General features: G+C 60.2%; 15 protein-coding genes. 8 read left to right on the top strand and 7 right to left on the bottom strand.

The annotated features are described in order from the left end of the window. Positions 1 to 414, top strand: a 414-nt coding sequence (locus tag Q0341_RS02335) for a hypothetical protein (RefSeq protein WP_299510286.1), incomplete at its 5' end; no start/stop codon positions are given. Between the two features lie 21 nt (positions 415 to 435). Here the strand turns inward: Q0341_RS02335 and Q0341_RS02340 are convergent. From Q0341_RS02340 to Q0341_RS02355, 4 genes are read right to left on the bottom strand one after another with little or no spacing between them, the layout of a single operon-like run. After that, a complete protein-coding gene (locus Q0341_RS02340; RefSeq protein ID WP_299510287.1) occupies positions 436 to 2,121 on the bottom strand; it encodes a SulP family inorganic anion transporter in 1,686 nt (561 codons plus the stop codon). A gap of 23 nt (positions 2,122 to 2,144) precedes the next feature. Continuing rightward, positions 2,145 to 3,473 carry a sulfatase-like hydrolase/transferase gene (locus Q0341_RS02345; RefSeq protein ID WP_299510288.1) on the bottom strand — a complete coding sequence of 443 codons (1,329 nt, stop codon included), beginning with the start codon at positions 3,471 to 3,473 and terminating at the stop codon, positions 2,145 to 2,147. Positions 3,474 to 3,498: 25 nt separating this feature from the next. Beyond that, the gene (locus Q0341_RS02350; protein ID WP_299510289.1) at positions 3,499 to 4,470 is read right to left on the bottom strand and encodes a tripartite tricarboxylate transporter substrate binding protein; all 972 of its coding nucleotides are present in this window, start codon (positions 4,468 to 4,470) and stop codon (positions 3,499 to 3,501) included. Between the two features lie 29 nt (positions 4,471 to 4,499). After that, positions 4,500 to 5,486 carry a tripartite tricarboxylate transporter substrate-binding protein gene (locus Q0341_RS02355; protein WP_299510290.1) on the bottom strand — a complete coding sequence of 329 codons (987 nt, stop codon included), beginning with the start codon at positions 5,484 to 5,486 and terminating at the stop codon, positions 4,500 to 4,502. Positions 5,487 to 5,586: 100 nt separating this feature from the next. Here Q0341_RS02355 and Q0341_RS02360 point away from each other — a divergent pair, with 100 nt between their 5' ends. Continuing rightward, positions 5,587 to 6,123 (top strand): MarR family transcriptional regulator, encoded by a 537-nt coding sequence (locus Q0341_RS02360; protein ID WP_299510291.1) that lies wholly within the window; start codon positions 5,587 to 5,589, stop codon positions 6,121 to 6,123. Then, on the top strand, positions 6,120 to 6,626 hold the full coding sequence (locus Q0341_RS02365) for a thermonuclease family protein (protein ID WP_299510292.1): 507 nt from the start codon (positions 6,120 to 6,122) through the stop codon (positions 6,624 to 6,626). The genes Q0341_RS02360 and Q0341_RS02365 overlap by 4 nt, the downstream gene beginning before the upstream one ends. 2 nt (positions 6,627 to 6,628) lie before the next feature. Here the strand turns inward: Q0341_RS02365 and moeB are convergent, their stop codons facing one another. The 3 genes from moeB to gpmA all read right to left on the bottom strand — a co-directional run bounded on the left by moeB (position 6,629) and on the right by gpmA (position 9,704). Further along, on the bottom strand, positions 6,629 to 7,384 hold the full coding sequence (gene moeB / locus Q0341_RS02370; protein ID WP_299510293.1) for a molybdopterin-synthase adenylyltransferase MoeB: 756 nt from the start codon (positions 7,382 to 7,384) through the stop codon (positions 6,629 to 6,631). 26 nt (positions 7,385 to 7,410) lie between these two features. Then, on the bottom strand, positions 7,411 to 8,859 hold the full coding sequence (locus tag Q0341_RS02375; protein ID WP_299510294.1) for a S41 family peptidase: 1,449 nt from the start codon (positions 8,857 to 8,859) through the stop codon (positions 7,411 to 7,413). Between the two features lie 101 nt (positions 8,860 to 8,960). Beyond that, entirely contained in the window at positions 8,961 to 9,704 is a 744-nt protein-coding gene (gpmA, locus tag Q0341_RS02380; RefSeq protein WP_299510295.1) for a 2,3-diphosphoglycerate-dependent phosphoglycerate mutase, read from the bottom strand. A gap of 114 nt (positions 9,705 to 9,818) precedes the next feature. On the opposite strand from gpmA, the gene Q0341_RS02385 reads away from it, so the two are divergent. The 5 genes from Q0341_RS02385 to Q0341_RS02405 form a co-directional block, all read left to right on the top strand. Continuing rightward, complete coding sequence (locus tag Q0341_RS02385; protein ID WP_299510296.1) at positions 9,819 to 10,220, top strand: rhodanese-like domain-containing protein; 402 nt, start codon at positions 9,819 to 9,821, stop codon at positions 10,218 to 10,220. A gap of 37 nt (positions 10,221 to 10,257) precedes the next feature. Then, complete coding sequence (gene grxC / locus Q0341_RS02390) at positions 10,258 to 10,518, top strand: glutaredoxin 3 (RefSeq protein ID WP_299510297.1); 261 nt, start codon at positions 10,258 to 10,260, stop codon at positions 10,516 to 10,518. Between the two features lie 135 nt (positions 10,519 to 10,653). After that, entirely contained in the window at positions 10,654 to 11,133 is a 480-nt protein-coding gene (gene secB, locus Q0341_RS02395; RefSeq protein ID WP_299510298.1) for a protein-export chaperone SecB, read from the top strand. 20 nt (positions 11,134 to 11,153) lie between these two features. After that, the gene (locus tag Q0341_RS02400) at positions 11,154 to 12,155 is read left to right on the top strand and encodes an NAD(P)H-dependent glycerol-3-phosphate dehydrogenase (protein ID WP_299510299.1); all 1,002 of its coding nucleotides are present in this window, start codon (positions 11,154 to 11,156) and stop codon (positions 12,153 to 12,155) included. Positions 12,156 to 12,167: 12 nt separating this feature from the next. After that, the coding region (locus tag Q0341_RS02405; RefSeq protein WP_299510300.1) for an FtsW/RodA/SpoVE family cell cycle protein at positions 12,168 to 12,678 on the top strand (511 nt) is incomplete at its 3' end.

A 12,678-nucleotide genomic window follows, 5' to 3' on the forward strand; every position in this document is an offset into this window, starting at 1 on the left:
GGGGCCTTTCAAGAAGATATTTACGAGGCCCCCAATTTGATGCCTGGCTTGCTGCAGCTGAAATTCAGCTATGCGCGCCAAGGGCAGAAGCTGGCCCGGGTGGACTATGTGTTCATGACTTTTTCAGACAATGCCCATGTGGAGGATGTGAAGCTGCGCATTGAGGGCCGCTTTGGGGCACCTTTGCGCGTGACAGGCCGCGAAGAGAGTGGCCCTTATCAAGCGGTTTGGCGCTTGCCCGATGAGATGGAGATTGTGGTGGGGCGTGAATGGCCTGAGAAAACCACTTACCTGCGTTTCCTCAATTTATCGGTGTTGACTCAGGCGCCCGCCGGTTTGGAGCGAGAGGCTGTGAAAGCGCGGCGAGAAAAAATCCAGAACAGTCAGGCCCTGCCGATCTGGGTGAAACAATGACCTTGTGATGGCCGAAACCGTTCAAATTGCAGCAGCCGCGATGTCGTTGGGCAGTGGGGTCAGTTGGGCCAGGGCCTGCAGGGCTTCGGCATCGGTGCGGTAGAGCTGCAGGCAGGGCCCCTCGGCCAGCTCTCCCGCTCGGCGCAAAGTCGTCTCTACTGGCAGCTTGATCCCGCTGATGTGCAGGGTGATGCCCCGGCTGGCCAGTTGGCGGTGCAGTTGGCCAAAGGTTTCAGTACCGGTCACGTCGATGCGGTTGATGGGCTGGGCAAACAGGCAAACATGCAACACATCGGGGTGGCGTGCCAAGTGGTCGGTGATGGCGCGGTCAAAGTCGCTGGCGGCGGCAAAGTCCAGCTCGGCGTCCATGCGCAGCGCATACAAATGCGGTGCCAGCGGAGGCAACCTCCAAAGGTGGCGGTCGCGCAGACTGCCGTCGGGGTGCAGGCCCACTTCGATGATGCGCGGGTGCAAGCGGGTGTGCAAGAAGTGGCTCAGACCCACCAACACACCGGTCATCACGCCCCAGTAAATGCGTGGTGCGGTCAGCAAGGTCATGGCAAAGGTGATGCCTGCCGTCATGGTCTCGATGCGGCCCACGCGCCAGAGGTTCAAAAACTGGCGGGGCTGAAACAAGTTGAGTACAGCCACAATCACGGCCGCCGACATGACCGAGCGCGGCACAAATTGCAGCGCGGGCATGAGGATCAGCAAAGCCAGCAGCACAAAGCCCACCGAAGCCACCACCGCCCAGCCCGAACGTGCCCCGGCATACAGCATGAGGGCCGAGCGCGAAAACGAAGTGCTGGTGGCAAAGCTGCCCGAAAAAGCCGAGGCCAGTTTGGCCAAGCCTTGGCTGAAGAGCTCGGTGCTGTCGTCCCAGCGCTTGCCGTCGCGTCGGCACTCGATGCGGGCACTCGAAGCGGTTTCTAAAAAACTGACCAGCGCGATCACCATGGCCGGCACCCACAGTTGGTTCAGCGTGTCCAGGCCCGGCCATTGGGGCCAGTAAAAATCGGGCAGGCCCGAGGGCAACAGGCCGACGACTGCGCCGTGCGCTTGGTAATCGGTGGCATAAGCCAGTGCCGAGGCCATGCCCATGACGATCATGATGCCCGGCCAACGCGGCTTGAAACGCCGCAGCAGCAACAGCACGACCAGGCTGCCCAGCCCAAACCACGCAGGCCACCCGCTGAGCCATACCGGCCAGTGCTGCACGTTCCAGCTCCAAGCCTTGACGCCCAGCAAACCGGGCACTTGCGAGGCCATGATCAGCAAAGAAGCGGCCTGGGTGAAGCCGGTCATGACCGGGGCGCTGACCAGGTTGATCAGCCAACCGTAGTTGCCCAGGCCCAGCAGCAACTGAATGGCCCCCGACAGCAGGGCCAACCACACCGCCAGTGCCACCCATTCGGGCGAGCCAGGCTCGGCCATGCCGGTGAGTGAGGCACCGATCAGCACGCAAGTGAGCGCAGCCGGGCCAACCGACAAGCGGTTGGCGCTGCCAAACAGCACGGCCAAAAGCGCTGGAATCAAGCAGGTGTAAAGCCCGGTCACCAAAGGCATGCCGGCCAGACCCGCATAGGCCACGGCTTGGGGAATCATGACCAGCGCGACCGTCAGGCCTGCCAGCACCTCGGTGCGTGCCAGTGGGACGGTCAGGCGGGGCCAATGGCGGAAAGTTAAAAAGCGTTGCATGTCAGGCATGCCCGATCTTAGCCGCCAAGGTTTCAGCGCTGAGGCATGTCTTTGACCGAATAGCCCAGGCTGACGGTCGCATCCTCCGGGATGGCCGGCACGGTGGCGTCCCAGGCTTCCCATGCGGCGCGCATGGCTTGCAGGCGTTCGTGCAGGCGTCCGCCCAGGTTGGCGCGTTCGCGTTCGTCGGCTGGGATGTTGAACAGATACTCGTTGCCGTCCACCCGCAGGTATTTGTAGTCGCCCAGGCGCAAGGCGCGTTGGCCCTGGTGGTTCATGCGCCAGTAAAGTGGGCGCTCAAACTGGTGCTGGGCATTGCGCAGCACGGGGGCCAAAGACACGCCGTCAAATGGCAAGTCGTCGTGGGCCTTGGCACCTGCCAGCGCCACCATGGTGGCGGACCAGTCCATGGTCATGCAGTGCTGGGTCGATGTGCCGCCCGGCGCAATGACCTCTGGCCAGTGCGCGATCCAGGGCACACGGATGCCGCCTTCGGTCAGGTCCATCTTGCCGCCCACCAGAGGCCAGTTGTCGCTGAAGCGTTCGCCGCCGTTGTCGCTGGTGAACACGATCAGGGTGTTGTCGAGTTGCCCGGTTTTTTTGAGCGCGTCAACCAGCCAACCAATGCCTTCGTCCATGTGGTGGATCATGCGTTGGTAGGTGTGGATGTTGCCGCCATGCAGGTGGAACAGGTTGTCCTTGACCTCAGCTGCCAGCGCATGGTCTTCGCGGGTTTCCCAGGGCCAATGGGGTGCGGTGTAGTGCAGGCTCAAAAAGAAGGGCGTGCCTTGTGCAGCGCCCGGTGCCATGCGCTCCACAAAGTCGACCGCCTTGTGCGAGATCAAATCGGTCAGGTAGCCTTCTTCGGGCTTTTCTTCCTCACCGCTGTACAGGTCGGGCGCACCATTGGTGGCGGCGTGGGTGAAGTAGTCCACCCCGCCAGACATGGGGCCAAAGAACTCTTCGTAGCCCGATCGGAGCGGGCTGAAATGGGGCGGGTAACCCAAGTGCCATTTTCCGATCAAGGCGGTGCGGTAACCGCTGGCCTTGAGCAATGAGGGCAGCGTGGGGTGTTCGGGGGGCAAGCCCAAAACTTTGCTGCCTTTGCTTTTGCTGTTGATGGGCTCGTCGGCCCCGCCACGCAGGCGGTACTGGTAGCGCCCTGTCATCAAGGCAAATCGGGTGGGTGAGCACACGGGCGAGTTGGCATAGCCCTGCGTGAACTTGAGTCCGCCCGCTGCGAGTTGGTCGAGCACGGGCGAGACGGGGCCGAACTTCGCGTCTCGGCCGCCGTAACAGCCCAAGTCGGCAAAGCCGAGGTCGTCGGCCACAATGAAAATGATGTTGGGGCGTTGGGTCATGGGCGAGGCATCCAGAAAAGCCAGATCAATCGACTTTCATGCCCGTGGCACGAATGACGCGACCGTATTGGTCGTAAAGGCGTGACAGCCGCTGCGCCGCCGGTGCACCGGTGAGCCCCAGGTAGGCCATGTCGAGTTGGTTCAGTCGGGTTTGCAGGGCAGGGGTTTTCAGGGCCTTGACGATGGCGGCCGCCATGCTTTGCATCAAGGGTTCGGGCGTGCTGGCAGGGGCCATCACCACGTAGTGCACCTCGGTTTGCAAATCAGGCAGACCCAGCTCAGCCATGGTGGGCACTTCTGGGGCCAGACGCGAGCGGGTCGCGCTGGTTACCGCCAAGGGCGTGATCTTGTCCGCTTTGACGTGGGGCAGCATGCCGGGTGTGGCCAGGGTGCCGCCTTGCACCTCACCAGAGACCACCGCCAGCACGGCCGGCGAGTTGCCCCGATAAGGCACATGTACCAAGCGCGTGGCCGCGCCAATGTTGGCCATGTTGACCCACAAATGTCCCGGCGAGCCGTTGCCACCTGAGCTGAAGTTCAGGGTCTGGCTGCGGGCGGCGTTGAGGAAATCCTTGGCATTGCGAATGCCGGTGCTGGGGTGAACGCCCAGCAAAAGGCCAGAGCTGGACAGGATCACCAAGGGCTTGAGTTCGTTTTGCTGGTAGGGCAGTTTGGCGTAAATGTGCGGGTTGATGGTGTGGGTGGTGTCAATGCCCCACAGCAGGGTCAGGCCGTCACCTGCCGATTTGGCCACCCAATCGGCCCCCACATTGCCTGCAGCGCCGGGTTTGTTTTCGACCACAAAGGGCTGGTTGAAACGTTTTTGCAGCACATCACCCACGGATCGGGCCAGAATATCCGAGGGGCCACCAGGCGGAAAGCTGTTGACAAACTTGACCGTTTTGTTCGGCCATGGGGCGCTTTGGGCGGTGGCGGTGGTGCCCAACAGCAGGGCCAAGCTGCCCAGCAGACAGGTTCGAAGTAAATGGCGTTTCATGAGAGTCTCCTTGAGGTCTTGTTTTGTTCTCAGTCCAGCTTCACGCCGGTGGCTTTGATGGGCTTTTCCCAACGGTTGAGGTCGGCTTGTTGCGCCTCAGCCAGGTCGGCCGAGTTGGAGCCGATGGCTTCATAGCCGAGCTTGAGCATTTTGGCTTTCATGGCGGGGTCGCGACCGACCTTCATCATGGCGTTTTCGAGGCGCGCCAAGGCATCACTTTTGAGGCCTGCCGGGCCATACATGGCAAACCAGGCGTTGGCGCTCATGTTGATGCCGGACTCCTGGAGTGTGGGCACTTCAGGCACTTGTGGGTCGCGTTGGCTGCCTGTGACCGCGATGATCCGGACTTTGCCTGCTCGGTGCAGTTCGGCTGTTTCGGACACCACGTCGAATTTGTAGCCAATGTGGCCACCTGCCAGCGCATTGTTGGCGGGTGCGCCGCCCTGGAAAGGCACATGGTTGAGGGTGACGCCAGTTGACTGCTCCAACAACACGCCCATGAAGTGCGGCAAAGTGCCCGCACCGGGTGTGCCGTAGCTGGCCGAAGCCTGGTCGGTCTTGGCTTTGGCGATCATCTCGGCGATGCTCTTGACTTGGGTGGCTGGGCCAGAGACGACGCCAAATTGAAAGCGTGCAATTTGTGACACAGGGGTGAAGTCTTTGACCGGGTCATAGTCCAGTTTTTTGTACACATGGGGAAACAACACCATGGGGCCGCTGGGCAAAATGATCACGGTCTGGCCATCGGGCTTGGACACCTTGACCGCGTTCAGCGCAATGCGCCCCCCTGCGCCGGGCTTGTTTTCCACAATGATGCTGCCAAAGTCGTTGCGCAAGGCGTCTGCCACCATGCGGGCCAGCACATCGGCTGAGCCACCGGGGGGAAAGCCCACCACAATCTTGAGTGGCGGTTTGTCTTGCGCCTGCAAGCTGGGGGCCAAGGTGCTCAGGCACAGGGCGATGCCGCCCAAGGCCAAGCGTGCCAGTGTGCGGCGGTTGTGCTGCTTTGTTGTCATGGTGTCTCCTTCTGCGGGCATCAAAATTCCCGGGTTGAAAATCGGCTGCCGATCAGAATGTAGTGTCTTGAACGACAATTGTTCTAAACAATCAAGCACCTTGAAAACCCTGATGGCCTTGTCCCCCTCCCAACGCTTGGCAACGATCGATGACCTTTTGCTTTACCGGCTGGGGCAGCTCTCCAGCGTGGCAGGCTTGATGGTGGTGCGTTTGTGCGAAGGGGGTCATGGCATCACGCGGCGTGAATGGTCGGTGATTGGGCAGTTGTACGAGAACGGCAGCATGCCCCCATCGGCCTTGGCCGAGCGCATGCACCGTGACCGGGCCCGAACCTCACGCGCTTTGACGGCCTTGGTCCACAAACAATTGGTGCTGCGCACGGTGCCTGCGCATGACCGGCGCAGTGCCGTGGTGTCGCTCACCAATGCGGGGCGGCAACTCTACGAAGTCTTGATGCCTCAGGTTCAGGCCATCAACGCTCAGATATTGAGCGTGTTGCAGCCCGACGAAGCCGCTATTTTTGATGAAGCACTGTCGCGCATGCAAACCCGTGCGCAGAGTTTGCTGGCAGCACGCAGCCCGGATTTGCCCAAAGCCAATCGCCACCAAGGCCAGCGCGGCAAGGAGGGCGGGTGAGGCTGGTTCGTATCGGCTGGCTGGCATGGCTGCTGGTGGGGACTGGGGCTGTTCAGGCTTCCGAAGTTTGGACGGGCTGGGTGAGATGGGTGATGGACGGCGACACCGTCTTGGTGGTGCGAGAGGGGCAGCGCGAGCCCGTTAAGCTGCGCATTGATGGCATCGACGCCCCAGAGAGCTGTCAGCCTGGGGGCGAGGCCTCGCGCGACGCCATGATGCGCATGGCACTGCGCAAAACGGTTCAGGTGGTCGATGTGGGTCGGGATGTCTATGGCCGACACATCGGACGCTTGTCGATCGATGGCGTGGATTTAGGCGCTGAGATGGTGCGCTCAGGCATGGCCTGGGCTTACCGGTTTCGCACTGGCAAAGGGCCATATGCCGGTTTGCAGCGACAAGCCCAAAAACAAAAGACAGGGCTGTTTGGGGCCAGTCAGAGCGCCATGTCGCCGCCCTTGTTCAGAAAGTTCCATGGCACTTGCCACGGGCACTCAGCGCCCTGAACTCAGTGGCGATTCTCAGCGCAGACCGGGCACTGCGGGTTGCGCCGCATGCGAATGTCGGTCCAAGACAGTTCGCGCCCGTCGAGCATGAGCAAACGGCCAGCCATGTGGCTGCCCATGCCGCTCAGGATCTTGAGTGCTTCGGCAGCTTGGACGGTGCCGATGATGCCCACCAGCGGTGCGAACACGCCCATGGTGGCGCAGCGGGTTTCTTCGGGCAGTTGCTCAGGCGGGAAGATGCAGGCGTAGCAGGGCGCATCGGCCTGCGTGCTGTCAAACACCGAAACTTGCCCGTCCATGCGAATGGCCGCACCGGAAACCAGCGGTTTGCGGTGCACCACGCAGGCCTGGTTCACAGCTTGGCGGGTTTCAAAGTTGTCGCTGCAGTCCAGCACCACGTCGGCCTGGGCAACCAAGGTGCCCAGCAAAGCGGCATCGGCGCGTTGGGTGATGGGTGTCACGCGCACGTCGGGGTTGATCTGGCCTATGGCCGTACAGACCGAATCGGCCTTGTATTGGCCTACGCGGTCCAGGGTGTGGGCAATTTGGCGCTGCAAATTGGTGGCATCGACTTCATCGTGGTCCACCACGGTGATGTGGCCCACCCCGGCACTGCCCAGATACAGGCTGACCGGAGAGCCCAGTCCGCCTGCACCGATGATGAGGGCGTGCGAAGCCAGCAATTTTTCTTGGCCATCAATGCCCAATTCATTGAGCAGGATGTGGCGCGAGTAGCGCAGCAGCTGCGTGTCGTCCATGGGCCGCTTCCGTCGATCGCTGTCCCTCAGTCTTTTGTCTCGACTTTGCGCTCGGCCAGTGTGGTGCTGGCCTTCACGGGCAGCCCTTTGAGTTGGTTCAAGGCTTGGTTCAGCTGAAAATCTTTGTCAGATCCGAATTCGGGCAAACGCCGTTCAGCCAAGGGCTTTTTGGATTCTTCTTCTAACTTCTTGAGCGCCGCGTCTTGGGCCTTTTCGCGTGCAGGGTCTTTTTTCTCTTCAGCGTCCTTGCCGTTGCTCAGGTGTTTTTCCAAATCGGCTTCTCGGGTGCGCAAGGCAGAGAACACATTGCCGTTTTCGGTTTCGTCCAGCATCACCTCGGGCACGATGCCCTTGGCCTGGATGGCCCGTCCATTGGGGGTGTAATAGCGCGCCGTGGTGATTTTGAGTGCCGTGTCAGGGCCGAGCTGGCGCACGGTTTGTACCGAGCCCTTGCCAAAAGTTTGGCTGCCCATCAGGGTGCCACGTTTGTAGTCTTGCAGAGCCCCGGCGACGATTTCGCTGGCAGAAGCAGAGCCTTCGTTGACCAGCACCACCAGGGGCACGGTTTTCAAGGCACCGCCCGTGGCTTGGGTCATGCGGGTGATGGGATCGTTGCTGCTGTTGCGACGCCAGAACTGTGGCGAGGCTTTGTAACTGAATCGGCTCTCTTCGAGCTGACCGTTGGTGGTGACGACGGTGACGTTTTCAGGCAAAAAGGCTGCCGATAAGGCCACAGCCGCGTCGAGCAGACCACCGGGATCGTTGCGCAAGTCCAGCACCAAGCCTTTGAGCTTGGGGTCTTGCTTGTACATCTCTTCGATCTTACGGGCGAAGTCGTCTACCGTGCGTTCTTGGAACTGAGAGACGCGAATCCAGCCGAAGCCGGGTTCAATCAATTTGGCCTTGACCGATTGGGTTTTGATTTCTTCACGGATGATGGTCACCGGGAAGCTGCGGTTTTCGTCTTTGCGGAAGATGGTGAGCACCACCTTGGTTTGCGGTTCACCACGCATCCGTTTGACGGCTTCGCTCAGCGACAGACCTTTCAAGGGGGTGTCGTCGACTTTGGTGATCAAATCGTTGGTTTTGAGACCTGCCCGGTCGGCTGGCGAGCCTTCGATGGGCGAGACAATTTTGACCAAGCCATCTTCTTGGCTGATTTCAATGCCCACACCGACAAATTTGCCCGAATTGCCTTCAGAGAATTCCTTGAAGCTTTTTTTGTCGAAATACTGGGAGTGGGGGTCCAGGCTGGCCACCATGCCGGAGATGGCTTCGGTGATCAGTTTTTTCTCGTCAACAGGCTCGACGTAGTCACTTTTGACCATGCTGAACACGGCGGCCAATTGCTGCAACTCTTCCAGGGGCAACGGGGCCATGTTGCCGCGTGCCACGGTTTGCAGTGACACCGTGGTCAGGGCACCCGCCAAGGCGCCTACGCTGAGCCATCCGACGATCTTGAGTTTTTGTCCCATTTTGCGAGTCTGCTTAAGCCATAAAGATTGAATCAATATACACCCGGAAACCCCGTGGGGCGGGCCGGGCTGCGCAATAACCTGTAAAGGCTGGGTGGGGCTCAGGTTTTGCCTTGGCTGGCCACGGCGGCGGCCGCTTTGGCTGCGGCTTCGGCATCGCCCAAGTAGTAGTGACGAATCGGTTTGAGGTCTTGGTCGAGCTCATACACCAGCGGGATGCCATTGGGGATGTTCAGGCCCACGATGTCTTGCTCGGACACTTGGTCCAAGTACTTGATCAGGGCGCGGATAGAGTTGCCGTGGGCAGCGATCAGGACCCGTTGGCCCGACCGAATGCTGGGCGCGATGGCGCTCTTCCAAAAGGGCAGTACGCGGGCCACGGTGTCTTTCAGGCATTCGGTGAGCGGCACGGCTTCAGGGTCAATTTCGGCATAACGGCGGTCACCGCGCTCGCAGCGGGTGTCACTGGCTGTCAGCGCTGGCGGTGGCGTGTCGTAGCTGCGACGCCAGACCAGCACTTGCTCATCGCCAAACTCTTTGGCCATATCGGCCTTGTTCAAACCTTGCAGGGCGCCGTAGTGGCGTTCGTTGAGGCGGTAGTCCTTGACCACAGGCAACCAGGTGCGGTCCATTTCGTCCAGGGTGTACCAGAGGGTGTGGATGGCGCGCTTGAGCACCGAGGTGTAGCACAGGTCAAAGTCCCAGCCTTCTGCCTTGAGCAATTTGCCCGCCGACATGGCTTGGCTCACGCCAGTGGGGGTCAGGTCCACATCGGTCCAGCCGGTGAAGCGGTTTTCGAGGTTCCAGGTGGATTCGCCATGGCGAATGAGGACAAGTTTGTACATAAGCTGAAGCGCCGCAGAGGGGGGTGAAAACAGGGGATAAGCCCGTCATTTTAGAATCGGTGCTGGCTGGCCTTTGATTGGGCCTTTGTTTTTTTGCCTCTAAAGGTCTGATTCGTGAAATTTCTCCTCGATAACTGGATGTTGTTGGCCATGGCGCTGGCTTCGGGTTTTGCTTTGCTTTTGCCGGTTTTGACCAAAGGCAGCGGGCTGGATCCGCACGCCATGGTGCAGTTGATGAACCGTGACAAGGCCATCGTCATTGATGTGTGTGAACCCGATGAGTTTGCTCGTCTCCATGTCATGGGTGCCAAAAATGTGCCATTGGGCCAGCTGGAAGACAAGTTGCCACAGTTGGTGAAAAACAAGTCGACTTCCGTCATCATGGTGTGCCAGGTGGGTGCGCGTTCGGCGCGAGCCGCGGCATCGGCTCGCAAGCTGGGCTATGAAAATGTGCAGTCGCTCTCCGGCGGCCTCAAGGCCTGGGCCGCAGCCAGCATGCCGACCGACAAGGCCTGAAGGCTCTTACAACGTTCGTTGATTGAAGGATTTTTCGATGCAAGCCGTCAAGATGTACACCACCGCCGTTTGCCCTTATTGCATTCGTGCCAAGCAAATCCTCAAGGCCAAAGGCGTTGAGCAGATTGAGGAAATCCGCATCGACACCGATGCAGCGCAGCGCGACCAGATGATGCAGATCACCGGACGGCGTACGGTGCCGCAAATTTTCATCGGCAGCACCCATGTGGGCGGTTGCGACGACCTGATGGCCTTGGACGCGCAGGGCGGGTTGCAATCTCTGCTGCAAGCGGCCTGAAAACTGGTCGGCCTGTCAGGGTTTTCACAAGCCTTGGCCTCCTCAGTGGCCGGCGATCATCGCTGATAATCGCAGGTCTTTCTTTCCCAAGGGTCCGGGCTTTGCCCTGTGCCTGCATTTTCTAAAGAGTTTCCTATGCCCGATACCGCTGTGACACCCAACCCAGAAGTTCAAGCCCCTGTTTTCCAAATTCAGCGTGTTTACCTGAAAGAGGCTTCACTGGAGCAACCCAACTCGCCCGCCATCTTGCTCGACCAGCAGCAGCCTAATGTTGACATTCAGTTGGGCGTGGAAGCCACGCCTGTGGCCGAGGGCGTTTTTGAGGTTTGCGTGACCGCGACCGTGCACACCAAGATCGCGGATAAAACAGTGTTTCTGGTCGAGTGCAAGCAAGGCGGTATCTTTGAAATCCGAAACCTGCCCGAAGACCAAATGGGCCCCGTCATGGGCATTGCCTGCCCGCAAATTGTGTACCCCTACTTGCGAGGCAATGTGGCCGACCTGATCACGCGTGCTGGCTTTCCGCCCGTGCACTTGGCCGAGATCAATTTCCAGGCGATGTACGAACAGCAGCAAGTGCAGCAAGCCGAACAAGCCGCTGCCATCGCCCAGTAAGCGCGAGGCGCTTGCGGGCCATGCACATCACCCTGATCGGTGCTGGCGCTTGGGGAACGGCCATGGCTTTGGCGGCCAGCCGTCACCCAGCGGTGCACAGGGTGCGTTTGCATGCGCGCGACGCAACCCAAGCGCGGGTTTTGCGTGAGCAAGCTCAAAATGCCCGCTACTTGCCGGGCATTGCTTTGCCCGACACACTTGAAATTTCCTCTGGCTCGCTGGCGTCTTTGTGGGCGCAAAAAGCCGAAGACGCCCTGTTCGTCATCGCCACACCCATGGCGGGCTTGCGCGGTGTTCTGAGCGCCATGGTGGGCGTGACATCGCCCGTGGCTTGGCTGTGCAAGGGCTTCGAGTCGGACACCGGTTTGATGCCCCACGAGGTCCAAGCCCAAGTGGCCCCCGATTTGATGGCTGGTGCTCTCAGTGGCCCCAGTTTTGCCCTAGAGGTGGCGCGCCACCAGCCCACGGCCTTGGTCGCGGCCAGTACTCACGCCAGTGTGCGCGAGGCATTGGTACAAGCTTTTCATGGGCCCGCCTTGCGGGTTTATGCCAACAATGACATCGTGGGTGTGGAGGTTGGCGGTGCTGTGAAGAATGTGCTGGCCATCGCCACGGGTTTGTGCGATGGCCTGGATCTGGGCTTGAATGCGCGTGCAGCGCTCATCACCCGGGGCTTGGCTGAAATGACCCGCCTGGGGTCTGCGCTGGGGGCTCAAACCGATACCTTCATGGGTTTGTCGGGCTTGGGCGATCTGGTGTTGACGGCCACCGGCGACCTGAGCCGCAACCGCAAAGTTGGCTTGCTGTTGGCCCAAGGCCAAACTCTGGCGCAGGCCGTCGCGTCTTTGGGGCATGTGGCCGAAGGGGTGTACAGCGCCCGCACCGTCATGCAGCGCGCCCGCGATTTGGGTGTAGAAATGCCAATCACCGAAGCGGTGGTGGCCTTGTTGGATGGCCGTTTGAGCGCCCTTGAGGCGGTCCAGGCCCTGATGGGCCGTGACCCCAAAGGTGAGTTTGCCTGACAGGCCCACAACATGACAGCCCGCCAGCCTCCACTGACTTCCGCATCCGTCTTCCAAAGACCATCCTTGGCTCAGCGCCTGTGGCGCTTGGTGGGGGGGTTTGACGGCCCCTTGGCTTTTGCCGTGTTCATGTTGGCGTGCATGGGCCTTTTGATCATGTATTCCTCGGGCTTTGACCATGGCACCCGTTTTGTAGACCATGGCCGCAACATGCTGATTGCCGCGGTCATCATGTTCGTGGTGGCCAAAATCCCGCCCTCCAAAATGATGGCGTGGGCTGTTCCCATTTACACGGTGGGGGTGATCTTGCTGGTGGCAGTGGCCCTTTTCGGCATCACCAAAAAGGGCGCGCAGCGCTGGATCAACTTGGGTGTGGTGATTCAACCGAGTGAGATTTTGAAGATTGCGTTGCCCCTGATGCTGGCGGCATGGTTTCAAAAGCGAGAGGGTCAGTTGCGCTCTTCGGACTTTGCCGTGGCGCTTTTGATTTTGGGCCTCCCGGTGGCGCTGATCATGAAGCAAC

The organism is uncultured Limnohabitans sp., assembly GCF_937889215.1.
Taxonomy (GTDB): Bacteria; Pseudomonadota; Gammaproteobacteria; order Burkholderiales; family Burkholderiaceae_C; genus Limnohabitans_A.